Annotated in this window: 23 protein-coding genes; 14 read left to right on the forward strand and 9 right to left on the reverse strand. The window is 70.0% G+C overall.

Translation table 11 applies throughout. The features are described 5' to 3' along the window. The first annotated feature begins 16 nt into the window (after positions 1-16). From G4D86_RS17300 to G4D86_RS17325, 6 genes are all read left to right on the forward strand, one after another. Positions 17-607, forward strand: a complete 591-nt coding sequence (locus tag G4D86_RS17300; protein ID WP_163995033.1) for an RNA polymerase sigma factor — start codon at positions 17-19, stop codon at positions 605-607. Then, positions 604-1,308, forward strand: a complete 705-nt coding sequence (locus G4D86_RS17305) for a DUF4384 domain-containing protein (RefSeq protein WP_163995035.1) — start codon at positions 604-606, stop codon at positions 1,306-1,308. Before G4D86_RS17300 ends, G4D86_RS17305 begins: the two co-directional genes overlap by 4 nt. 155 nt (positions 1,309-1,463) lie before the next feature. Next, entirely contained in the window at positions 1,464-2,267 is an 804-nt protein-coding gene (locus tag G4D86_RS17310) for a GNAT family N-acetyltransferase (protein ID WP_163995037.1), read from the forward strand. Between the two features lie 69 nt (positions 2,268-2,336). Then, a complete protein-coding gene (locus tag G4D86_RS17315; protein ID WP_163995039.1) occupies positions 2,337-3,023 on the forward strand; it encodes an iron-containing redox enzyme family protein in 687 nt (228 codons plus the stop codon). 95 nt (positions 3,024-3,118) lie between these two features. Then, positions 3,119-4,108, forward strand: coding sequence for an SPFH domain-containing protein (locus G4D86_RS17320; RefSeq protein WP_163995041.1), 990 nt, complete (start codon positions 3,119-3,121; stop codon positions 4,106-4,108). Between the two features lie 18 nt (positions 4,109-4,126). Beyond that, complete coding sequence (locus tag G4D86_RS17325; RefSeq protein WP_163995043.1) at positions 4,127-5,047, forward strand: diacylglycerol kinase catalytic domain-containing protein; 921 nt, start codon at positions 4,127-4,129, stop codon at positions 5,045-5,047. Between the two features lie 33 nt (positions 5,048-5,080). Here G4D86_RS17325 and G4D86_RS17330 read toward each other — a convergent pair whose 3' ends face one another. The 3 genes from G4D86_RS17330 to G4D86_RS17340 all read right to left on the reverse strand — a co-directional run bounded on the left by G4D86_RS17330 (position 5,081) and on the right by G4D86_RS17340 (position 7,935). Continuing rightward, entirely contained in the window at positions 5,081-5,524 is a 444-nt protein-coding gene (locus G4D86_RS17330) for a protease (RefSeq protein WP_240360303.1), read from the reverse strand. 209 nt (positions 5,525-5,733) lie between these two features. Next, positions 5,734-6,828, reverse strand: a complete 1,095-nt coding sequence (locus G4D86_RS17335) for a M35 family metalloendopeptidase (protein WP_163995046.1) — start codon at positions 6,826-6,828, stop codon at positions 5,734-5,736. Positions 6,829-7,425: 597 nt separating this feature from the next. Beyond that, positions 7,426-7,935 (reverse strand): peroxiredoxin, encoded by a 510-nt coding sequence (locus G4D86_RS17340; protein WP_163995048.1) that lies wholly within the window; start codon positions 7,933-7,935, stop codon positions 7,426-7,428. Positions 7,936-8,428: 493 nt separating this feature from the next. On the opposite strand from G4D86_RS17340, the gene G4D86_RS17345 reads away from it, so the two are divergent. The 7 genes from G4D86_RS17345 (at position 8,429) to G4D86_RS52135 (ending at position 13,718) form a co-directional block, all read left to right on the forward strand. Then, complete coding sequence (locus G4D86_RS17345; protein WP_163995050.1) at positions 8,429-8,851, forward strand: PTS sugar transporter subunit IIA; 423 nt, start codon at positions 8,429-8,431, stop codon at positions 8,849-8,851. 33 nt (positions 8,852-8,884) lie between these two features. After that, on the forward strand, positions 8,885-9,370 hold the full coding sequence (locus tag G4D86_RS17350; protein WP_163995051.1) for a PTS sugar transporter subunit IIB: 486 nt from the start codon (positions 8,885-8,887) through the stop codon (positions 9,368-9,370). Positions 9,371-9,374: 4 nt separating this feature from the next. After that, positions 9,375-10,091: a PTS sugar transporter subunit IIC gene (locus G4D86_RS17355; protein ID WP_163995053.1), complete on the forward strand. Its 717-nt coding sequence runs from the start codon at positions 9,375-9,377 to the stop codon at positions 10,089-10,091. After that, positions 10,088-10,855: a PTS system mannose/fructose/sorbose family transporter subunit IID gene (locus tag G4D86_RS17360; protein ID WP_163995055.1), complete on the forward strand. Its 768-nt coding sequence runs from the start codon at positions 10,088-10,090 to the stop codon at positions 10,853-10,855. Before G4D86_RS17355 ends, G4D86_RS17360 begins: the two co-directional genes overlap by 4 nt. A gap of 20 nt (positions 10,856-10,875) precedes the next feature. Beyond that, positions 10,876-11,154, forward strand: a complete 279-nt coding sequence (locus G4D86_RS17365; protein ID WP_163995057.1) for an HPr family phosphocarrier protein — start codon at positions 10,876-10,878, stop codon at positions 11,152-11,154. 46 nt (positions 11,155-11,200) lie between these two features. After that, positions 11,201-13,030 carry a phosphoenolpyruvate--protein phosphotransferase gene (gene ptsP, locus G4D86_RS17370; protein ID WP_163995059.1) on the forward strand — a complete coding sequence of 610 codons (1,830 nt, stop codon included), beginning with the start codon at positions 11,201-11,203 and terminating at the stop codon, positions 13,028-13,030. A 133-nt stretch (positions 13,031-13,163) separates the two neighbouring features. Next, positions 13,164-13,718 carry a hypothetical protein gene (locus G4D86_RS52135; RefSeq protein ID WP_205519608.1) on the forward strand — a complete coding sequence of 185 codons (555 nt, stop codon included), beginning with the start codon at positions 13,164-13,166 and terminating at the stop codon, positions 13,716-13,718. Positions 13,719-13,731: 13 nt separating this feature from the next. Here the strand turns inward: G4D86_RS52135 and G4D86_RS17380 are convergent, their stop codons facing one another. From G4D86_RS17380 to G4D86_RS17400, 5 genes are all read right to left on the reverse strand, one after another. Beyond that, entirely contained in the window at positions 13,732-14,250 is a 519-nt protein-coding gene (locus G4D86_RS17380) for an MgtC/SapB family protein (protein WP_163995060.1), read from the reverse strand. A gap of 11 nt (positions 14,251-14,261) precedes the next feature. After that, positions 14,262-14,867, reverse strand: a complete 606-nt coding sequence (locus tag G4D86_RS17385) for an MXAN_6521/LA_1396 family lipoprotein (RefSeq protein ID WP_163995061.1) — start codon at positions 14,865-14,867, stop codon at positions 14,262-14,264. 58 nt (positions 14,868-14,925) lie between these two features. Continuing rightward, positions 14,926-17,643, reverse strand: a complete 2,718-nt coding sequence (locus G4D86_RS17390) for an efflux RND transporter permease subunit (protein WP_163995062.1) — start codon at positions 17,641-17,643, stop codon at positions 14,926-14,928. Positions 17,644-17,774: 131 nt separating this feature from the next. After that, entirely contained in the window at positions 17,775-19,919 is a 2,145-nt protein-coding gene (locus tag G4D86_RS17395; RefSeq protein ID WP_163995063.1) for a site-specific recombinase, read from the reverse strand. A gap of 106 nt (positions 19,920-20,025) precedes the next feature. Beyond that, positions 20,026-20,604 (reverse strand): Tgt2/MlaC family protein, encoded by a 579-nt coding sequence (locus G4D86_RS17400; protein WP_163995064.1) that lies wholly within the window; start codon positions 20,602-20,604, stop codon positions 20,026-20,028. A gap of 241 nt (positions 20,605-20,845) precedes the next feature. Here G4D86_RS17400 and metK point away from each other — a divergent pair, with 241 nt between their 5' ends. Next, positions 20,846-22,015, forward strand: a complete 1,170-nt coding sequence (gene metK, locus G4D86_RS17405) for a methionine adenosyltransferase (RefSeq protein ID WP_163995065.1) — start codon at positions 20,846-20,848, stop codon at positions 22,013-22,015. A gap of 75 nt (positions 22,016-22,090) precedes the next feature. Here metK and G4D86_RS17410 read toward each other — a convergent pair whose 3' ends face one another. After that, positions 22,091-22,921: a penicillin-binding transpeptidase domain-containing protein gene (locus G4D86_RS17410; protein WP_163995066.1), complete on the reverse strand. Its 831-nt coding sequence runs from the start codon at positions 22,919-22,921 to the stop codon at positions 22,091-22,093. Between the last annotated feature and the right edge of the window lie 278 nt (positions 22,922-23,199).

A 23,199-nucleotide genomic window follows, 5' to 3' on the forward strand; every position in this document is an offset into this window, starting at 1 on the left:
TTGGGAGGAGTCGTCGTTGAGTCCGGAGTCCACCGCTCCCCGGGGAGGTCCCACCGCGCGGGCGGCGTCTCCGGCCTCGGACGACCTGACGGCGCTCTACCGGCGCTTCGGCCCCGCCGTCCACCGCAGGGCGCTGTCGCTCACCCGTGACGCCGAGGAGGCGCTCGACGTCACGCAGGACACCTTCCTGGCGTACATGAAGGTGCGGGGCACGCCGCGCGACGAGGCCTCGCCGTTCACGGTGCTGTATCAAATCGCCACCTATCGCGCGGTGGACCGCGTGCGCCGTCGCGCGCGCTGGTCCGGCAGCCTGGGCCCGCTGTCGGTGGAGGACGAGGACGCGGAGGACCGTCGCCAGGAGGCGGCGACCTCGCACACGGGAGGGCTGGAGCGGGTGGAGGCCCTGCAGGACCTCGCGCTCCTCACCCAGGGCGAGGACGAGGACGTGCTGACGGTGGCGGTGCTCTACTTCGTGGAGGGGCACACCACGGAAGAGGTGGCGCAGGTGCTGGACATGTCGCGCAAGACGGTGTCCCGGATGCTGGCGCGGTTCGCGGAGCGCGCGCAGAAGCGCAGCCTCCGCCTCTCGCCCGGAGCGACGCCATGAGCGCGGGTGAGCGCCGCATCAAGGATGCGTTGCTGGAGCGCTACCTCTCGGACGCACTGGCGCCGGAGGCACGCGGTCAGCTGGAGTCCGTGCTGGCGGAGTCCGCGCCGGACCGGGCGCGGCTGGAGGAGCTGCGGGCGGACTCCGCGGCGTTCCTCGTCCAGCACCCGCCCGGGCCGCTGGTGGCCCGCTACGAGGCCGCCGAGCCCGCGCGGCGGCGGCCCTGGTGGCTGCTGCTGGTGCCGGCGCTCGCGGCCTCGGTGCTGGTGGGGGTGTGGCCTCGCGAGAACCCGTACACGGTGAAGGGCACGGTGTCGCTGGTGCTGCACCGCAAGGCGGGCGACGGCAGCGCGCGGGTGGAGCCGGGCGCGACGCTGGCCCCGGGAGACGTCCTCCAGTTCGAGGTGAAGGCGGCGGAGGACGGCTACGTCGCGGTGCTCAGCCGTGACGGGCAGGGCACCGTCACCGTGTATCACCCGTTCGGAGGCACGGAGGCGGCGCGCTACCAGGCGACACGTCCGATGCTGCCGGCCGCGATCGAGCTGGACGAGGTCCGAGGACACGAGGAGGTATACGCGCTGCACTCGCGCGAGCCCTTCGCGCTGGACTGGGCCGTGGCCGCGCTGACGGAAGGCAAGCGGCTGGACGCGGTGGCGCCCCGGGGCGTGGCGGTGGAGCACGTCGGCTTCGACAAGCGCTGACCCGGGCCCGGAAGCACCGCGAAGAAAAAAGTCCCACGGAAAATCCCCCGCGCGATGAACGAGAGGCGGGGGCGCGATGGTGGGCTCGGGTCCTTGGGGGACCCGTGCCGCCAGTCCTGTCGGGCGCCCTCCGCCATGCAAGGGGGAAGGTGAAGATGACCACGGTGCGGTGTGTGATTGCCACGGAGCAGCGCCAGTTGGACGACGCGCTCCGGGTGCGCTGGGCGGTGTTCGGCACGGAAATGGGGCTGCTGGGGACGCCTCCTCCGGCGCCACGGGACGTGAGCTGCTTCGACACGTTGGAGACGACGCTCCACTTCGTCGTCTACGCCGGAGACACGGCGGTGGCGACGTCGCGGCTGCTGCTGCCGAACGCGGAGGTGGCGCGCGCTTCCGGGCAGCGGCTGGGCATCGAGCTGGAGCAGAAGCTGGACCTGCGCCAGGTGGACGCGCCGGGCATGCGGCTGGCGGAGACGACGCGCTACTGCGTGCTGCGCGGCTATCGCGGCTCGGAGGTGCTGCTGCGCCTGCAGGCGGAGATGTACCGGGAGAGCCGCAGGCGCGGGGTGACGCATTGGATTGCGTCCGCGAACACGGAGACGGACTGCGCGCAGGACGCGCTCATCGCCTTCCAGGTGGCCGCGAGGATGCGGTGCGTGAGTCCCCACTGGAAGGTGACGCCGCACGAGCCCGCCCACCCACCCGAGGTGCCCGAGGCCCCGCTCTACACACCCGAGGAACGCCTGCGCGCGTGCGAGGGCCGCTTCGACGGCCTGCGCCTGCCGCGCACGCTGTCGCTCTTCGCGAAGAAGCTGGGCGCGCGCTTCATCAGTGAGCCCCTCTACGACGCGCGCTTCCACCGGTACGCCACGCCGCTGGTCGCCGCGCTGGACGCGATTCCCGCCAGCACGCTGGCCTGGTTCGACGCGTTATCGGTGAGCGCTTCCCGCGCCGCCTGAAGTTCCCACTCCACCACCACTCACTTCAACAGCGGGCGCGCCACGGGTGCGCCCGGACGGGAGAAGCACATGTCGACGAAGCTCATCGTGAAGCTGGAGCAGCAGGCGAACCGCCTGGTGCGCGAGCTGGATGGCCACCCGGAAGCGCGGAGTCTCTTCGAGGGCACGGCGGACGCGGCCTCATATGCCAACTACCTCGCGCAGTCGTACCACTACGTGCGGTGGACGGCGCCGCTGCTGGGCCTGGCGGGCCGGCGCATGCAGCGGCTGGGGCATCACCCCACGCTGGCCGCGCTGCTCGTGCAGAAGGCGAAGGAGGAGTCGGGCCACGAGCGCTGGCTGCTCTCAGACCTGCGCGCGCTGGGCTGGACGAAGGAGCGGGTGGAGGCGACGCCCGCCTGCGCGGCCGTGCGCGCGTACGTGAGCTGGAACCGCTTCACCGCGGAGGCGGGCGTGCCCACCGCGTTCCTCGGGACGGCCTACGTGCTGGAGCACCTGTCCGTGGTGCGCGCGGGGCTGGCGGCGGAGCGCCTGGTCGCGCGCGGAGCCATCCCCGACATCCACCGCGCCGTCACCTTCCTGCGGGGCCACGCGGGCGCGGACGGGGACCACGTGGCGGAGCTGGCCAGCGTGCTGGACACCCTGCAAGACGCGGCCGAGCAGGAGGCCATCCTCCTCTCCGCCACCGCGACGCGCGCCCTCTATCCGGCCCTCTTCATCCCCGCCATGGAGGCCACCGACCACGTCGTGGGCTGACCACCGACACCCGCCCTCTCGCACTTCGACTTGCGAAAGTGTCGAAAGGACACTAACAATGTGTCGAAGGTACACGAAGCGAGAGGGCGGGCCCAATGGTCATCGGTTACATGAAGGCGGCACCGACGACGTACGTCATGCAGTTCGAGGGGGGAAAGGTGGTCCGCGAGGGGGCGGGGCTCTCGTTCTTCTACTGGAAGCCGTCCGCGACGTTGGTGTCGGTGCCGCTGTCGAGCGCGGACGTGCCCTTCGCCTTCAACGAGGTGACGCGGGACTTCCAGGCGGTGACGCTGCAGGGGCAGCTCACGTACCGGGTGGCGGACCCGAAGCGGCTGGCGTCGCTGCTGGACTACTCGGTGGGGGTGTCCGGGCGCCACCGCTCGGACGACCCGGAGAAGCTGGCGGAGCGGCTGGTGCAGGTGGCGCAGGTGCGCGCGCGCACGGTGGTGCAGGGCATGCCGCTGCGCGAGGTGCTGGTCCACACGGACACGATTGAGGCCCAGGTGCTCGCGGCCCTCGCGGTGGCGGAGCCGGTGCGGGGGCTGGGCGTGGAGGTGATGGCCTTCTCGCTCCTGTCGGTGAAGCCGACGCCGGAGATGGCGCGGGCGCTGGAGGCGGAGGCGCGCGAGGGACTGCAGCGCACGGCGGACGAGGCCATCTACGCGCGCCGCAACGCCGCCGTGGAGCAGGAGCGCCGCATCAAGGAGAGCGAGCTGGCCACCGAGCTGGCGGTGGAGGAGCGGCAGCGCCAGATTCGCGAGGCGAAGATGGCGGCGGACATTGCCGTGGAGGAGCAGCGCGCGGCGCTGATGGAGCGCTGGAGCCAGAACGAGCGCCAGGCGGCGGATGCCCGCGCCTACTACCTGGAGAAGACGCTGGCGCCGGTGCGCGGGGTGGACTGGAAGACGCTGATGGCCACGTCGGCGGGGGGCGCGGACCCTGCGCTGAACATCGCGCTCGCCTTCCGGGAGATGGGGGAGAACGCGCAGCGCATCGGCGAGCTCAACGTGTCGCCGGACCTGCTGAGCTCGCTGATGGGCGCGCCGGGCAGCGGAGCCAGGCCCACCGGGCCCCGCAATCGCTGACCGGAAGAGAGGGCGGCCATGTACGAGAAAATCGTCCTCGTCACCCGCCGCACGCGGCTGGCGGGCCTGGTGGAGCGCTTCAACACGAAGAAGCAGGCGAAGTTCTACGTGGAGCACGCGGGGCAGGACTTCGAGGAGTTCTCCCGCGAGGACGAGTCCTACCGCCGCGCGGTGGACGCGCTGCGCGACACGCTGGGCCTGGGGCTGCCGGTGCAGCAGGTGGACCGGAGCCTGGTGCCCACCTTCCTCTTCACGGGGAAGGAGGTGGTGGTCGTCGCCGGGCAGGACGGGCTGGTGGCGAACGTGGCGAAGTACGTGGGGGAGCAGCCGCTGGTGGGCGTGAATCCGGACCCGGAGCGCTTCGACGGCGTGCTGCTGCCCTACCGCGTGGAGGGGGCGCGGGGCGCGGTGCGCAAGGTGCTGGAGGGGAAGGCGGGCTTCCGGCAGGTGACGCTGGCGGAGGCGCAGCTGGAGGACGGGCAGCGGCTGCTCGCCTTCAATGACTTGTTCATCGGCGCGAAGTCGCACGTGTCGGCGCGCTACCGGCTGCGCTACGGGGACACGGAGGAGTCGCAGTCGTCCAGCGGGGTGCTGGTGTCCACGGGGGCGGGCTCCAGCGGGTGGCTGTCGTCGGTCTTCACGCTGGCGCGGAGCCTGACGCAGCAGACGGGTGGGGTGCCGGGGCAGCCGTGGAAGCTGGCGTGGGAGGACCCGAAGCTGGCCTTCGTGGTGCGAGAGCCCTTCATCAGCCGCCACTCGGCCGCGGACGTGGTGGGCGGCTTCGTGACGGCGGAGCGCGAGCTGGTGCTGGAGTCGCGGATGGCGTCGGGGGGCGTCATCTTCAGCGACGGCGTGGAGGAGGACTTCCTCAAGTTCGGCGCTGGCGCCACCGCGCGCATCCGTCCGGCGAAGCAGCGCGCGCGCCTCGTGGTGGGCTGACGCGCGCGCGGCCTGTCTGGCTTTGGCGCTCGCTCAGGGGGCGAGGACGGACGTCTCCACCTCGGGGCACTTCACCGGCAGCTCGCGGAACCCGTCCAGCGTGTGCGGCACTTCCGCCTGCTGCGTGGCTACATCCATCAGCCGGCCACGGAAGGCGATGCGGTAGCGGCCCGGCTGCGTGAAGTCATACGCGAGCGCGACATTCACGCGGCCCTCCACGGAGGCCCCCGGCGCCACGGCGACGTAGTCATCCGCGCCCGGGTTGCCGCGCTTCAGCATGGGCCCCGCGTAGGACAACTCCGTGCCGTCACGCGTAATCTGGAAGATGTCGTTGAGCAGCCCCTCCAGCGGCGTGTGCCAGTCGAGCACGTACAGCGGCTTCGCAGTGGGGTTGGTCAGCCGGAAGACCACCTCCACCGGCTCGCCCGCCTTCACCGTCTTGGGGGCGCTCAGTGCACACTCCAGCGTCGTCGCCATGGCGGACTCCTCCTGCCTTGCCGCAGCTGGCGGCGGTGTTCCCTCGGAAGAACGTGACGCGCATGCGCCACCCATGACTCCCAGGCACAGCAGCGTGACGCGACCCAGCTTTCCACGTGTCATCAGAATGGGGCTCCCGGCTCCGTAAAAAAAGAAACGGGGGCGTCGCCGCCCCCGTCCCGACTTCACATCATGTCACCGCGCCGCGATTACGGCAGCGACGGCGTGTTCTCGGCGAAGTACTCGTGGCTGTCCGCGTTGTCGCGGGCGTTGGTGGGGCTGGACTTCGCCAGGTTCTTGGCGGCGGTCTGGCCGTAGGCGTGGTCGTCCGTGTCCGCCACCACCGTGAAGTGGCTCATCTCGTGGATGAGCGTGCCGGCCTTGGAGTCCGTGCCCGTGTTCGGCGCGCTCCAGAACGCGTTGCACACGTAGATGCGGTACGGCGAGTTCTTGTACACGTACGCGTAGGCGCTGTCCGTGCAGCCGCAGTCGACGATGACGGACTTGGTGTCGAAGGCGCTCTTGATGGACGTGAAGTGCGTCTTGATGGTGCTCCAGCCCGAGCTGCTGTAGGTGCCGAACCAGGTGGTGTAGCGCGTGGTGGCGCTGGGCGTGCCGCCCAGGTAGGTCACCGCGCTGTTCGCGTAGGTCTTCGCGGAGTTGAACGCCGTGGTGACGGACGTCACGCGGCTGCTGGTGCAGTTCGCCGTGGACAGCGCCATGGCGTTGACGGTGCCCGGGGCGGCCTCGGCCTCGGGGCTGACGAAGGGACGGCCCTCGATGAACACCGTCAGGCTGTTGGAGCTCAGCTCCGACACGCCGTCGTGCGCCGCGGAGGCGAAGCTGATGTCGTAGGTGCCCGTCTTGGACAGGTCATAGACGGACGCCAGGTCCACCTTGCTCGACACGCTCTCGCCCGGCGCCAGGTTCAGGTAGTCCGTCGCCTGCGGCGCGGCCCACTTGTAGTGACGGCCGTTGTACTCCGCCGAGATGCCGTTGGCGGTGACCTTGAAGAGGTCCTCCTTCAGCCCATCCACCGGCGTGTTCCACTTGAGCAGGCGCACGGCGCGCGACGAGACGTTCGTCATCGTCACGGAGACGAGCACGTTGTCGCGCGCGGCCAGGGACGACTTCTCCACGGACAGCTTCACGGCCACATCGCCCGCGACCGCGTCCTGCACGGTCTCGTTCGACTCGAGCGCGTCACCGGCACGCTCATCCGGCGCTCCGCAAGCACCCAGCAGGGAAACGCTGGCAACAGCACCCATCCACCAATTGAGGCGACCGCGGGGGTTCAGGCTCATTTCGGGGACTTCCTTTCAGCTCGGGGGGGAACTCAGCGGCAGCGCGGCGGCGTCATCGGCAAATGCCTGCCTGTCGCGCTATTCCGTTTATATCGAGCTGAAACCAGTCCCGTCCAGGGTCAACATGTTACGTGATGTTACGGGCACTGCTGACGCAGGTGGCTACGGGTGTGCATAGGTGACGACCATCATCACCAGCACGAACAGCTGCAGCGCCATCAGCGGGCTGACGGCGAGGACGACGACGTCGAAGAAGCTCTCGTCTTGGGTCTTCATGGCCTTGCTCTCCCTGCCTCGCGTGTGTCGCGTGGCACCCATCGCTTGAGCAAGGCATGGGCCAGCGCGTGGAACACGCGGCGCGGCGCGCAGGAAGTGAAGCACTACGCGGGGTTGCGTCTGGGGCGCCGCCCTCCGGGCGAGGTTTCGACGCGCGTGCGGGACAGTTTGTCCGCGGTGCGTGTTCGCGCGTGGGACGCGGGCGTGCGGCTGCGGCATTGCGGTTCTCGGAGTGGCCTCGAGGTCGCGTTGGACCTCTGGACCGCGCGCCATGCTGTCCCCTCCGGGCCCGCCTGTGCCGGGCCCGGTGCCGCGGGGCGCCTACTTCGCGGCGGACGTGCCCGTCGCCGCCTCACCCTCGTGGGCGAGCGTGCGCACCAGCTCCAGCGCACGCCGCACGTGCTCGCCCACGCGCAGCTGCGACTCGAACGCCTGTCGGATGACGCCCTTGCGGTCCACCACGAAGGTGACGCGTCCGGGGATGAGCCCCAGCAGGGAAGGGGGCACGCCGAACGCGTCACGCGCCTCACCGCCCGCGTCGCTCAGCAACACGAAGGGCAGCCGGTGCTTCGTGGCGAAGCCCTCGTGCGACGTCACCGAGTCGCCGCTGATGCCCACCACTTCCGCGCCCGCGGCCACGAAGTCCTCGTACTGGTCCCTCAGGCTGCACGCCTGCACGGTGCAGCCCGGCGAGTCATCCTTCGGGTAGAAGTAGACGACGAGCACCTTCTGCCCCACCAGGTCGCGCAGCCGCACCGGGCGGTCTCCCGCGCCCTTCAGCGTGACATCAGGGACCGCATCGCCTTCCTTCAGCAGCTTCGACCGCGCCATGACGCCTCCATCCGCCCCGGGACGTCACACCGGCGCGTGCGATTCGCTGGATGCTGAGGATTGACTCACATGTCAATTCATTCACGCGGCCCTGCCTCGGGCCCGGAAGGCGGCGCCTGGCCCTCGCGGGCCATGGGTCATGCGTGTCCCCTCTATCGTTCCAGTCCCGACTCGTTTAATAGGGCGCCTGCTTCCTTGCTGTACGGGCGGTGGGACGGGGTGTGCGAGGTAAAGGCGACGGCGCGCATCGCGCATGTCACCGTGGCATCCGATAAGGTGTGGGGGGAACGAAGTCGCTCCCCCGTCCGGCAGGCGACAGCCCTGCACGCGGCCGGAACCGAAATTTCGGGCATGGGAGCCACTGTCGTCTTACCTTTCGACACAGGAAGTGGGAGCGTGGGTCTGGGGTTCAGGGCGGAAACTTTCGCCGGAGTTGCGCAACGCGGCGTTCAGGCGTAGACCGCAAACTTCGGGGGGTTGGTCAGGAGCGGACATGGTCGGCCTCGTCGTCGCATCGCACGGGCGTCTAGCGGAGGAGCTGGTCTCCACCGCGGAGCAGATCGTGGGAAAGCTTCCCGCGGTGGCAACCTGCAACATCGAGCCGGGGACTCCCGTCGAGGAGCTCCGCGCGAAGATGAAGCAGGCGGTGGCCCGCGTGGATGAGGGGGAAGGTGTCATCATCCTGGCGGACCTGTTCGGCGGCACTCCGTGCAAGGAGTCGCTGATGATGTGTCAGCGGATGAACCTGGAGGTCCTCGCTGGCGTCAACCTGCCCATGCTTCTCAAGGCGAACTCGCTCCGCAACGAGCAGCTGTCGCTTCCGGAGATGGCCAACCAGCTGGCTTCCCATGGCCAGCGCAACATCACCTGCGCATCCGCCCTGCTTCGCGAGGCCCAGCAGCAGCCGCGAACTTGACGGACCCGCGCGGGTCGGCGATTCGAGACTGCCGTGATCACCCTGGTCCGCGTCGACAACCGCCTCATCCATGGTCAGGTCGTCGAGGCCTGGCTGCCCTTCCTGAAGGTCTCCCGGGTCGTCGTCGCGGATGACGAGGCTGCGTCCAGCCCCCTCATCCGGGCGGCCATGGCCCTGGCCGTCCAGAGCGCCATCGAGGTGCAGATCCTCCCGCTCGCCCAGGTGGACTTCGCCGCCCTCTCCAAGGACGGGGTGCGCACCCTGGTGCTCCTGCGCGACGTGGCGGCCGTGCCCTTCGCCTTTGCCCACGGCCTGTCCATGGACGAGCTGAACCTGGGCAACGTGCACTTCGGCACCGGGCGCCGGCAGGTGTCCCCGTCCGTCTTCCTGGCGGAGGCGGAGCTGAAGACGCTCCAGCAGATGTCCGAGCAGGGCGTGCGCGTGGAGGCCCGCGCGGTACCCTCGGAGAGGCCCGTGGAATTGCTGGACCTCACCGACCGGTGGGCGAAGGCCGGGTGAGCGCGTGAGCGTCGTCTGGACCCAGGTGGCGCTCGCGGGGCTATGGGGCGGACTGGTGGCCTTGGAGCGCAAGGCGTTCCTGCAGGCCATGCTGTCCCGCCCCCTCGTGGCCGCCACCATCATGGGGCTGCTCCTGGGGGACGTGCCCTCTGGCCTGTCCGTGGGGCTGCTACTGGAGCTGTTCTTCCTGGGCACCGCCAACCTGGGCGCCGCGCTGCCGGAGAACGACACGCTGGCCGCCACCGGCACCAGCGCCGCCGCCGCCACCCTCACCACCGCCACCGGCGCCGGGTCCACGCCGGCCATCTGGTCCCTCGCCGTGCTGCTGTTCATCGGCCTGGGGCGGGTGGGGCGCCGGGGGGACCGGCTCCTGGAGGGCTACACGGCGAGGCTGGCCCGGGTGGCGCTGGCCTCCGCGGAGGCCGGCAACCTCACCCGCGCCGTCCGGCAGAACCTGTGGGGCATGTGGCCGCACTTCGTGCTGTACGGCTGCCTCACGTCGCTGTGCGCGCTGGCGGGCTTCTTCGTGGAGCCCCTGCTGCAGGCGCTGCCCCCCCCGGTGGTGCGCGGGCTGGCATGGGCCTGGCCGGCCATGGCGTCGGTGTCGGCCTCCCTCGCGGCGCAGGGCAGCCACGCGCGGCGCGCCCCCCTCTACGCGGCGCTGGGCGCGGCGGCGGTGACGGTGGCGGTGGTCCTCCTCCTGCTCCAGGAGCACCGGTGAGCGCCCCCGACCTGCCCCTGCCGCCGTGGGTGCTGGTGCGCGTCTTCCTGCGCTCGCTCTTCCTCCAGGCGTCGTGGAACCCCAAGGGCATGCAGAACCTGGGGCTGGCCTACTCCGTCTTCCCCGCGCTGGAGCACCTGTACCCGGACCGCGCCGCGCGCGAGGAGGCGGTGCGCCGGCACCTCGTCTTCTTCAACACCCACCCCTACGTGGCGGCGGCCATCGTCGGCGGCGTCGTCAACCACGAGGTGCGCATCGCCCGGGGGGAGGAGACGCCGGACAAGGTCGTGGCCTTCAAGGCCGCGCTGATGGGGCCGCTGGCGGCGCTGGGGGACGGCTTCTTCTGGCTGTCCCTCAAGCCGGCGGTGGGGGCGGTGAGCGCCGCCATGGTGCCGCTGCTGGGCGTGTGGGCGGTGCCCCTCTTCCTGGTGCTCTACAATCTGGTGCACGTGCTGTTGCGCGTGCGGCTGTACTGGCTGGGCCTGTCCCTGGGGGACCGGCTGGTGGAGGCGGTGGCCCGGGCCAACCTCCCCTCGCGGGGGGCGAAGCTGCGGGCGGTGGCGGCGACGAGCGCGGGCGGCCTGGCCGCCTGGCTGTCGGTTTCCTTCGGGACCAACGCCGGAGGGGTCCGTGCGCCCTTGCTGGCGGCCGGGTGTCTGGCCCTGGGGGTGGCGTCCTACGTGCTGGTCAGCCGTCGGGTGCCGAACTACGTGGTGCTCTACCTTGCCGCGGGGCTGGCCTGCGCGGCGGGGGCATTCCTTTAAGAAGAGAGGTGGGAGTCGCGATGGCAACCGTGGCCGAAGGGACATACGAGATCATCAACGCGCTGGGGCTGCACGCCCGGGCCGCGGCGCAGATGGTCAAGGTGGCCAACCGCTTCAAGAGCGAGGTCACCCTCGAGGCCCAGGGCCAGCGGGCCAATGCCAAGTCCATCATGGGGGTGCTGATGCTCGCGGCGGCCCAGGGCACCCAGGTGAAGGTGGTCTGCAAAGGTGATGATGCCGACGCCTGCCTCCTGGAATTGGCAAAACTCATCGGGGACCGTTTCGGCGAGGCCCAGTGACGGGTGAGAATGGGAACGCGGTAGAGCCACAGGAGAAGATGGGAACGTGAGCAGCCAGGCCACCCCCACCCTGAGGTTGTTGGGCATCGGCGCCTCTCCCGGCGTGGCGGTGGGCCACGCCTTCATCCTGGACCGCAAGCGCATCCGCACCCCCAAGCTCCGGCTGGCCGAAGCCGAGGTCGAGCCCGAGCGGATGCGGATGAAGACGGCGATTGACTTGTCCGACCGCCAGCTCGCCGAGCTCAAGGACCAGATTACGCGCACCGAGGGCAGCGACCACGCCCTCATCCTCGAGGCCCACCGGCTGATGCTCCACGACCCGATGCTCGTGGACGAGGTCAACCGGCTCATCATCGAGGACCGCATCAACGCCGAGTGGGCCGTCCGGCGCGTGGCGCGCAAAATCAAGCACCTCTTCGACAACATCCCCGACGAGTACTTCCGCGAGCGCCGCTCGGACGTGGACTACGTCGCCGACCGCATCATCCGCAACCTGATGGGCCAGGTGGTGGACGAGGAGGTGGAAGTCCCCGCCGAGGCCATCGTCGTCGCGCATGACCTGTCCCCCGCGGACGCGGCGCTGATGGCGCGCAGCGGCCGGGTGGCGGGCTTCGTCACGGACCTGGGCGGCCAGACAAGCCACACGGCGATTGTGGCGCGGGCGCGCGAGACGCCCGCGGTGGTGGGCGCCGGCCGGGCCAGCGAGCAGATTTCGCCGGGCGACCTGGTGGCCATGGACGGCATCCGGGGCGTCATCCTCGTCAACCCGTCCGACGAGCAGCTCGCCGTCTTCCGCGAGGACCAGCGCCGCTACCAGGAGACCGAGCGGCTGGCGCTGACGACGAAGGACCAGCTGGCGGTGAGCACGGACAACTACCGCATCCGGCTCTACGGCAACATGGAGTTCCTGGAGGAAATCCCCTCCCTGCTGGCGCACGGCGCGGAGGGCATCGGTCTGTACCGCACCGAGTTCATGTTCCTGGACCGGAAGACGGCGCCGACGGAGGAGGAGCACTACCGCGCCTACCGGCAGGTGCTGGAGGCCATGGGCGGGCGCCCCGTCACCATCCGCACGCTCGACTTGGGCGGCGACAAGGTGCCGGGCAAGACGAAGCACGAGAAGGAGCCCAACCCGGCCATGGGCCTGCGGGCCATCCGCTACTGCCTGTCCAACCGGGAGCTGTTCCGCACGCAGCTGCGCGCCCTCTTGCGCGCCAGCGTGCACGGCAACCTGCGGCTGATGTTCCCGCTCATCTGCGGCGTGAGCGAGCTGCGCGAGGCGCGCAGCGAGCTGGAGGCGTGCCGCACGGCGCTGGGCCGCGCGGGTGTGCCCGTGGGCAAGCGCTTCCCGGTGGGCATCATGGTGGAGACGCCGAGCGCGGCGATGATTGCCGACCGCCTGGCGCAGGAGGCGGACTTCTTCTCCATCGGCACCAACGACCTCATCCAGTACTCGCTGGCCATCGACCGCCAGAATCGCGAGGTGGCCTACCTCTACCGGCCCCTGCACCTGTCCGTGCTGCGGCTGCTGAGGACCATCATCGACGCGGGCAAGGCGGCGAACATCCCGGTGTCCATGTGCGGCGAGATGGCGGGAGACCCGCTGTACACGCTCGTGCTGCTGGCGCTCGGCTTCGACGAGCTGTCGATGACGTCGGGGCAGATTCCGGTGGTGAAGCGCTTCATCCGCCGGGTGAGCCGCGCGGACGCCGTGGAGTTGCTGAAGGGCGCCATGGAGCTGACCACCGCGGAGGAAATCGAGCGCTACGTGCGCACGGAGATGGACCGCCGCTTCGCGGAGGTCATGGAGCCTCCCTCCCATCCCGGCGAGCCCGAGCCCGCCGAGCACCAGCCCACGGACCGCACCACGGGCTGAAGCCCGCCTCCCTCCCAGTCGTGGAGGGAGGCAGGGCTCGCCCGCCCGGCCGCGCGGCGGGGAGGGGGATGCCGGGGGCTTCCCACCATGCCCAGCTTTCCCCAGGACGCGCACACGACTCGGGGGAGCGAGCATGTTCAATCCAGCGAACATCCAGATGGGCATGACGGCGAGGGACCGGGACGGCGAGGTGGTGGGCACCGTCATCGCCGTGGACGCGGGAGGCTTCTTCGTCGGGAAGAGCCGCTATTTCACCCGTGACCTCCGGGTGGCCTTCACGGACGTGATGGACCTGGACGGGGACGACGTCTACCTGCGCGAGGCCGTGTCCAACATCCCGGGCGTCAACCGGGAGGCCCTCTCCGACGAGCGGCGGGGCGGGGCGGCCCCGGAGCGGGCCCTGGCGCACGACCTCACCGGGGGCCTGGGGCTGGAGCCGAGGGACCTGGAGCAGGCCCGCATGGACAGCGCGAAGTTCCAGGACCACAGCCAGTACAGTGTCGGGCCGGGCGCCACGGCGCACCCGGAGCGGGCGCACCGCAAGGACGACCTCGTCAGCGAGGTGGACCCGGCCGTGGTGGCGGTGCGGCAGCCACCCGGGGTGGTGGAGCGGCGGGCCGCGCCGGACGAGGACGAGCCGCCTCGCCGCGAGGCGCCGTCGAGCCGGGACCCGGACACGCGCCGCTGAAGCCTGGGGCCGCTCATTCCCCGTCGAGGGACGGGGGCTCGGGGTGGATGGAAGCGGCGACGTCCTTGTCCGCCTTCAGCCCGCGCCGGGAGCGGTAGCGGTGGATGGCGCGCTCCAGGGGGCGCAGGCCCACCAGGCACAGCATGGCGATGGCCATGGTGGTGGCCGCCGCCGTGAAGAAGCCCAGCCCCGCGGCCAGGCCCACGGAGGCGGTGAGCCACAGGTTGGCCGCCGTCGTCAGCCCCTTCACCTGCCCGCCGTGGCGCAGGATGACGCCCGCGCCCAGGAAGCCGATGCCCACCACCACCTGGCTGGCGATGCGGCCGATGTCACCCCGCGTGCCCTCGGGGGCGCCCGCGGCGAGCACCACCTCGACGAAGACGCTGGCCAGGGTGAAGCAGCACGCGCCCAGGGACACGAGGATGTGGGTGCGCAGGCCGGCGTCCTGACCGCGCACCTCACGCTCCAGACCCAGCACGCCGCCAAGCAGCGCGGCCAGGGCCAGTCTCAGGGCGATGGTCTTCTCATCCACGAGGGACGAGCCTACTCACCCAGCTCTATTTTCTCGTCCGTGTCCGCGTCGTTCAGTTGGGGATTGGGCAGCGTGTCCAGCGTGGCCCTCAGCAGCTTCGCGGAGGGAACCACGTAGGGGCGTACCTCCTCACCCAGCTCCTGGACGTACTGCTCCACGCGCTGCGCGTAGTCCTCGTCCTTGGAGTCCCAGCTCCCGCCGGCCTCGGCGGCCCAGACCTCTTCGCCGTCGCGGCAGCGCGTCAGCCGTGCCTTGACGGAGGCCTCCGCGCCGCCTTCCTTGTTCTTGAGCGTGATGCTCGGGTCCAGCCAGAGCACGCCTTCCAGGCCCTCCACGCACAGGCCCTTGAAGGACGTATCCCCGGGCCGGTCCGGCAGCGCCAGGTTGGACTTCGCGATGAAGTTCCGGTTCTGGTTCACCCACTGGCGGGCGAGGAGGCTCCACAGCTCGCCCACCGCGGGGATGCCGTTCGGCAGCGGCTGCGTCACCACCACCAGCCGCTTCACCTGCTGCTTGTCCACCTGCTCATAGTCGGGGCGCACCCGATGGCTCTTCACCGTGGAGCACGCGGACAGCAGGCCCAGCCCGAGCACGGGCAACAGTCGCTTCGTGTTCATGTCCCTCTCTCCCGGCCCCCTTCATGGGAAGGGGGCCTCCTTCAAGCACACCGTGGCGTCAGGCCGCCTTGTGCTCGCTGCTCTCACCGTCGGACGTGCCGCCCGTGCCGGACGACGCACCGGCCTCGCGCTGCCGGCGGTCATGCATGAGCTGCATCACCGCGGCCAGCACCGTGAAGGACACCACCAGCGTGGTGATGAGGCCGATGCACGCCACCAGACCCATGGACCGCAGGCCGTTGTGGGCGGCGGCCAGCAGCGCCGCGAAGCCCGCCACCGCCGTCAGCGTGGAGGACGCCACCGCCGCGCCCACGCTGCGCAGCGCCACCAGGGGCGAGGTGCCCTCCAGGAAGCGGTGCAGCAGGTAGAGGCCGTGACTCACGCCGAAGCCCAGCAGGATGGGCAGGATGATGATGTTCATGAAGTTCAGGCGCAGGTCCGTCAGCGACATGATGCCCAGCATCATCGCCACGCCCACCCCGAGCGGAATCACCGACGCCAGCGCCAGCTTCGCGTTGCGGAAGTCCAGGAAGTGCATCAGCAGAATCCACAGCGCGGTGAGCACCACGGTGACCTTGCCGTCCCAGAGCACGATGCTCGCCAGCTTCGCGTAGAGCTGCGTGGCGCCCGCGGCGCGGAACTCCTTCTCCGCCGTGGGGCCCGGCGCGTCCCAGGCATCCTTGTCGAACACGCCCGGCGAGTACGTGGCGCGGATGGAGCGCGTCTCGTCCGCGAACTGCATCATCTTCTTGCCGTCGAGCAGGTCCACGCTCGCGTAGATGTACGTGAGGTAGCCCTGGTTCTCCGGCTGCGCGGTGGGCAGGTTCTTGAACTGGGCGGTGTAGTTGGCCGGCACGCCGTGGACGTCGAAGGGCTTGGCGTCCAGCACCTTCTTGAAGAACTCGGCCTTGTCCTGCATCTCCGGCGGCAGCGCGGCGGTGGAGAAGCCCTCCGCCTCCAGCTGCGCCAGCTCCGCCTTCCACTCCTCGAGCACCTTCGCGTTGGCCTCGGCCGTCTTCGCGGGCGGCACGAAGGTGAAGATGCTCACCACCTGGTCGATGGACGGGTACTTCTCCGGGTGCTGCGTCAGCTCCCGGTAGACACCCTCGGCCTGGTCCAGGTCCTTGGTGTAGATGCCCATCGGGTCGCTGGAGATGTTGAAGCGCTCGTTGATTTCGTCCTGGAGCACCACGGAGGACATGCCGTCCGGGATGAGCGCGCGGGTGTTGTAGTTGAAGCCCACGCCGTACTTGAGGCGCTCGAGGAAGCCGAGCTTCACGCCCTTGGGCGCCTCCGCGTCCAGTCCCGCCCAGGGCACCGCGGCGGCGCAGATGAGGGCCACCGCGAGCGAGCTGATGGCCAGCACCAGGCCCGGCTTCGGGATGCGCAGCTCCTTGCCGGTGGCGGCGGAGGTGTTGGGCGGCGGCTTCATGATGCCGATGAGCTTCTGCGGCAGGGCCGGGTTGATGCGGCCCGCCAGCGCCAGCAGCGAAGCGCTCCACAGGAACAGGGTGAGGCCGAGGATGAGCGTGCCGCAGCCGGCCAGGAAGCCGAACTGGCTGAAGCCGCGGAACTCGCTGACCATCAGCACGAAGAACGAGCCACCCGTCACCACCGCGGCCACCGCCGCCGGGCGGCCCGCGTTGACGAAGGCGTCGCGGATGGCCACGTCGTACGGCTTGCCCGCGCCCAGCTCCAGCCGGGTGCGGAACATGAAGTGGATGCCGTAGTCGATGCCGAACCCCATCAGGATGCCGCCCAGGATGGAGGTAATCATGTTCAGCTCACCCACCGTCGCGTAGGTGAAGCCGAGCGTATAGATCGTCCCCATCACCGTGCCGCTCACCACGATGAACGTGGGCGCCAGCTTCCGGAAGAAGAGGATGGTGATGAAGAAGATGGCGACCAGCGCGATGACCGTCACCGGCTGGAGCGACTCCTCAATCGCGAACGAGTCGTCCACCGTCGTCTTGTACGAGCCGGTGAAGCCGTAGGCGATGGTGGTCGCTCCCTTGCCGTCCTTCGAGCCGTCGCGCTGGAAGGACGCCTTGTCGTAGTCCTCGACCAGCTTCACCTTGCCGGGCTGGGCGGAGTACGCGTCCAACTGGAGCTTGAGCTTGTCGAGATACTCCTTCGTCTTGCCGATCTCCGTGGTGTCCCACATCGGCTTGATGAGCATCAGCACCATCTTCTTGTCGGTGGAGATGTTGTAGTCGTCGCGGATGCTCTTCTTGCCGACGGAGGAGTACTTGTCGACGAGGTCCTGCATGTCCAGCTCGACGGGCTTGGTGGCGCCCAGGTCGATGAAGAACGGGTTGCTGCGCTTCAGCTTGTCGCGCAGGAAGGCCATGATGCGGCGCTTGCCCTCGACCAGGTCCTCCGTCTTCACGAAGAGGACCATGTTCTGCTGGATGAACTCGACGGGCAGCTTGTAGGAGACGTTGCGGACGTTCTCCTTGTCCGCCTCGAGCATCTTCGCGATGTCATCCGCGGTGCTCTTCATGGCGGCTTCGTCCGAGGAGCGCAGGGCGAGCATGAGGAAGCCGCTGCCGCCCACCATGTCGATGACCTGCTTGACGTCCTTCACCTCCTGCAAGTCCTGGGAGATGAGGTCGAGCTGGTTGGAGTTGATGCGCAGCTTCGACGTGCCCCAGGCGGACAGGCCCAAGAGGGCCAGCAGGACCAGGAGGACCGCCCCGGGCCGGCGAACCAGCAGGCCGGCGAAGGCGTAGGCGAAGCGGGAGTGGGAGTTCGGGTTTCGGGTGCCGCTGCTCATGCGGCGGCGACCCTACCGGCAAACGCCCCGGTCAGGAAGCAGAGCCCGTCAGCCCGGCCGGTCCCCGGTCGCGGGCACGCCGGGAATAATTCGTCATCCGTGTGTCACGGCGGGGCCTGGGGGCGCCCGTATCAGGGGGCCGGCGGCACGGACACCTGGAGCACGTCGGGGGCGGTGTCCCGGGGCGGCAGGAGGAACGAGCGCGGGTCCCTGGCGAAGCGCAGGAGGGCGCTGCGCAGGAAGGGCAGCGCCTCCCGGGTGGATACGTCGCGGGCGCGCAGGGCCACGCCCAGGGCGAGCGCGAAGGAGACGCCGAAGTTGAGCAGCCCGATGACGCCCACCCCGGCGAGCGCGGCGAGGAAGTCCGGCTGGAGCACCGCCGCGGGCCCCAGCGCACACCCCGCGAAGGCGAGCGAGCCGAAGGAGAGGGTGACGTGCCGCACGTCCAGCGGCAGCCCGAAGAAGCTCGATACCACCGGCACCATGGCCAGCAGGAAGCCGAGCGTGACGCTACCTCCCACGCCCGCCACGTGGTGCAGGAAGCCGTCGGCGAGCCGCTGCGCGCGGGACTCGCCCAGCATCGCCTTGAGCACGCGGTGCCGCGCCAGCGCCTCCGGCAGCCGCCGGTACACCACGAAGTTCTCCAGCCACCCGGCCGCCACGCTGGACACCCACAGCAGCACGCCGGTGAAGGCCGCCCACAGCAGCGTGGCGCTGCGCCAGGGGTGCAGCGAGTGCACCACGTAGTGGGCCTTCTCCTCGCTGAGCAGCGGGTGGTGTGACACCAGCCCGTACACCAGCGCCAGGGCCACCGCCGCGGGGAGCACGCAGCCCAGGTTGCCCAGCACCGCCGCCAGCTGCGAGCGGGTGATGCGCGGCAGGAGCGCCAGCAGTCGCTCCTGCCGTCCCTGCGCGGCGTCCGTCTCGCCCACCGCGCCCGCCAGCGTCGCCGCCGTCATGGACGGCTGCTTTGTGGCCAGCGTGAAGCCGAGGAACTGCATCAGCACGAAGCTGCCGGCGTAGTTGAGCGAGGAGAACAGGCCCGCGAAGAAGGGCGCCAGCGCCAGGCCCCCGAGGAAGAACTTCAGCGCGGCGGTGAAGGCCGTCAGCAGCCCGCCGCCCGCCGCCGAGTGCACCATGGCGTGGAACTCGGCGCGGGTGCTGGTGATGTAGTGCTCGCCGGAGTGGCCGGCGCGCTCGATGATCTTGCGCGCCAGCATCCGCACGTTGCGCTTCACCAATTCGCGCACCGAGCGGTCCGCATGCGACCGCCGCAGCAGGTCCACCAGCAGCGTCATCGCCTCGCGCCAGCGGGGCTCGCCGCGCGGCGCGCCCAGCACCCGGGCGATGGCCTCCATGCGCTCCAGGCTCCGGCGGATGCGCTCCAGCCGGTACACCAGGTCCACGCTGACGCCCGCCTCCTCCAGGTGGCGCGACACGCTGGACACCACCTGCCGGCAGTCCGCCACGCAGGTGGACAGGTCTCTCAGCGTGTCGTGCGCCGCGTCGCGCGCGAGCACCGCGTCGCAGACCAGACGCAGCCGCAGGAAGGGCGAGCCCCGGAAGGACGTCTCGGGGCTGCGGTCCCTGATGTCCTCGGCCGTGCCCAGGCCGGCCGTCTGCACCGCCAGGAGCAGCAGCGCGTCCATCATGTCCGCGCGCACGCGGGTGGCCGGCACCGGCTCGGGCGGGCGCGCGTCGCCCACCAGCGAGGCCAGCTTCGCCAGCAGCGCCGGGGACAGCGCGGCCAGCCAGTCCGCGTCGGCGGGCACCGGGAACAGCCGCAGGAGCAACTCGGACAGCTTGCCCGGCTCGGGGGGCGCGGGGAGCAGCGCGCGCGCCAGCCGGTCGGAGGCCTCGGAGATGAAGCCCTGGCCCGCGGGCAGCCCCACCTGGGCGAAGAGCTTCAGCCCGCGGCTGCCGTCGCACACCGCGGACACCAGCCGGGTGACGGCGGCGCGCATCGCGGGCTCGCCCTCCATCACCCGCACCATCAGTACCAGGCGGCTGTCGGCGGCGGACAGTGGCGGCTCGTCGGCGTCCACCAGGGCATGGGCGGGGATGCGCTCGTGCAGCCACAGCATCCACCGCTCCACCCACTCCAGCCGCGCCTCCAGGCCGCCCTCGGGCACGTCGCACAGCAGCCGGTACAGGTCGCGGACGGCGGGGTTGCCGGGAGAGCGGGGGGCGTACTGGACGCAGAAGGCGTCCACCTCGCGGGCGGACGGGCCGGTGCTGCGGACAGGCGTGGGCTGGACGGGGGCGGGGGCGGTCATCGGCCAGTCACTCGGGGGGAGCGAGAGCCTAGTCGATGACGCACAGCCCCGGAACCCTTCCGGTGGCCGGGCGCCTGCTGGCCCGGCCGCCGGGTTCGGCCAGGGACTACTTCTTCTTCACCTTCGCCAGCTCCGTGCGCATGCGGTTGAGCAGCAGCTCCCACCCACCCTGGGTGAGCAGCGGCTGCACCTGCGAGTCACGGATGTCCTGGAGCATGGAGGAGCCGAGCACCGTCACGTCCACCACCTTCCACGCGGCGGCGTCCTTCGTCAGGCGGTACTTCAGCTTCATCTCCTGCGTCTTCAGCGGGTGCTTGATGAAGATGGTGGAGGCCACCGTCGCCTCGTTGCCCTTCACCTCGGCGGGCTCGTAGGTGATGGAGTCCAGGTTCTTGAAGTTCTCACGCACGCGGGGGAAGGCGATGCCCGCGAAGAGGCCCTGGAACAGCTCCACGAACTCCTTGCGCTGGGCGTCCGTGCCCTTGGCCCAGGCGTCGCCGAGCAGGAACTTCCCCTGCTCCTCGCTGCCGAAGAGCTTGAGGGCGGCCGCGTCGCGCTCGTAGCGCACGGACTGGACCACCGTCTTGACCGGCTTGGCGACGGCGTCGTCCTTCGGCGCGGCGAGCGCGGGAACGGCAAGGGCCATGGCGGCCAGGAAGGTGACGGTACGGAAGCGGGCGTTCATGTCGGGCGGTCCTCCAGGAGGGAATTCGCGTGCTGCCTGTTAGCGCAAGGGAACGGCTGGCGCCTGATGAAATTCACCGGCCCCGGAGGGAGCGGCCGTGCGGCGGGGGTCGCCTGCCCGCAGGGCTCGAAAAGGGCGCGTAGGGTGAATGAAGAGGACCCTCCAGGCGTTTGACTCCTCTAGGACACGACGTTTAGTGTCCGGACCCTCGCGCACTGTTCCGCGCCAGTTCAGAGACGACATGCCTACCGACTATTTGTTCACGTCCGAATCCGTCACCGAAGGCCACCCGGACAAGATTGCCGACCAGATCTCCGACGGTGTGCTGGATGCCATCATTGCCAAGGATCCGCAGGCGCGCGTCGCCGTGGAGACGCTCGTCAAGACGGGCCTCGCCATCGTCGCTGGCGAGGTGACGACGAACTGTTACGTGGACATCCCGCGCATCGTTCGCAGCACCATCTGCCGCATCGGCTACACCGATAGCTCCATGGGCTATGACGGCAACACCTGCGGCGTCATGGTGGCCATCGAGGGCCAGAGCCAGGACATCGCCCGCGGCGTGGACAACAAGAAGGACCAGGGCGCCGGCGACCAGGGCATGATGTTCGGCTTCGCGTGCGACGAGACGCCGGAGCTGATGCCCGCCCCGCTGCACTACGCCCACGCGCTGACCCGCCGCCTGGCGGACGTGCGCCGCAAGCAGCACGACTGGATCCGCCCGGACGGCAAGAGCCAGGTGACGGTGCAGTACGTGGACGGCCGCCCGGTGCGCATCGACGCGGTGGTGGTGTCCACGCAGCACGCCGAGGACGTCTCCAACAAGAAGATCCAGGAGGCCATCCGCGAGGACGTCATCGCGAAGGCGCTGCCCAAGAAGCTCATCGACAACAAGACCAAGTTCTTCATCAACCCCACGGGCCGCTTCGTGGTGGGTGGCCCCATGGGCGACTCGGGCGTGACGGGCCGGAAGATCATCGTCGACACCTACGGCGGCATGGGCCGTCACGGTGGCGGCGCGTTCAGCGGCAAGGACCCGTCCAAGGTGGACCGCTCGGCCGCGTACATGGGCCGTCACATCGCGAAGAACGTGGTGGCCGCGGGCCTGGCGAAGCGCTGCGAGGTGCAGGTGTCCTACGCCATCGGCGTGGCCGAGCCGGTCAGCGTCATGGTGGAGACCTTCGGCACCGCCACGGTTCCCGAGGAGCGCATCGCCAAGGCCGTGCGTCAGGTGTTCGGCCTGCGTCCGCGCGAAATCACCGAGTACCTGGACCTGCTGCGGCCCATCTACCAGAAGACCGCCGCGTACGGGCACTTCGGCCGCTCCGAGAAGGAGTTCACCTGGGAGCGCACCGACAAGAAGGACGCCCTGCGTGAAGCCGTCGGTTCGAGCCGCCTGAAGGCGGTCTGATTCCGGAGCTGCTGCTGGCTTGAAACCGCGCGCCTGTCCCGAGAGGGGCGGGCGCGCGTTTTCGTTTCAGGGCTTCTACAGCAGGCCCTGCGCCTTCAGCGCGTCGATGGCGGCGGCGAGCGCGGGCGGTGGCGACGGCCGCTTGCCCGGCGGTGACTGCACGGCGCTGACGAAGACGTAGTTGCCGCGCGGCGAGGCGACGTGGCCCACCAGCCAGGTGATGTCACCCTCGGACTGGGGATACGTGCCCGTCTTGCAGCTCAGCACCGCGCCGTCCTTCCACGGGCCGCCCATGTTGATGCCTTCGCGGATGCTGGCCACGGTGTCCGGGCCCTGCACCAGCGTGGCCTTCACGGCCTCCAGGTTCTTCGGGCTCACGGGCAATTCGCCCCGGTACATGCGGGCGAGGAAGTCGAGCTGCTCGTCCGGGGAGATGCGCAGCGGGCCGCCCAGCCAGAAGCGGGTGATGTCGCCAGAGGCGTCCGCGGTGCCGTAGTGGAAGCGCTTCAGCCACTCCTCCATGCGCTTCTTCCCAATCTGCTTCGCCGTGCCCTGGAAGAACCAGAGGGCGGAGCGGCGCATGGCCGTGTCCATCGTCTGATCCTGGTTCCACATCGCGATGGCGTGCTTCGTGCCGTCCCACTTGCGCACCTCCGAGGTGCTGGAGACGACGCCCGTCTCCAGCGCGATGAGGGCGTGGGGCACCTTGAAGGAGGAGGCCGGGACGAGGCGCTTCGCGCACTTCTCCGCGTCGTTGCGCGTCACCGTGCCCGTCTTCAGGTCCATGAGCAGGAAGCAGCCCGGATGCGCGGGGGCGGGCTTCGGGGTCTCGGCGGCGGAGAGAGTGGAGGCGAGGGTGGTGACGACGAGCAGCGCGGCGCGTGCGAAGCGGTGGGGTTGCGGCATGCGGTGGCTCCTGGGGGGCTTGGTGGGCAGTGGACCTGCGGGGTGGGGCCTGGAGCAAGGTGTGGGCCAGTCTGTGTGCGGGTGGAAGGGGTTGTCGGCCGTGGCTGCTCGGACACGGGGCGTGTGTCTCCACCCGCACGCGGCCGTTGCCGTGGGTGACTCGACATGGGGTTGCACCTGTTTCGCCTTCCACGAATGAGGAACCGCGCACCGGGCAAGTGAAAGTCGCGGCGGCAGGGGAAGGGGCGTAGCTTCGAGGCAGGAAGATTCACGGGTGT

It is taken from the genome of Pyxidicoccus caerfyrddinensis (assembly GCF_010894405.1).
In the GTDB taxonomy this organism is placed as follows: domain Bacteria; phylum Myxococcota; class Myxococcia; order Myxococcales; family Myxococcaceae; genus Myxococcus; species Myxococcus caerfyrddinensis.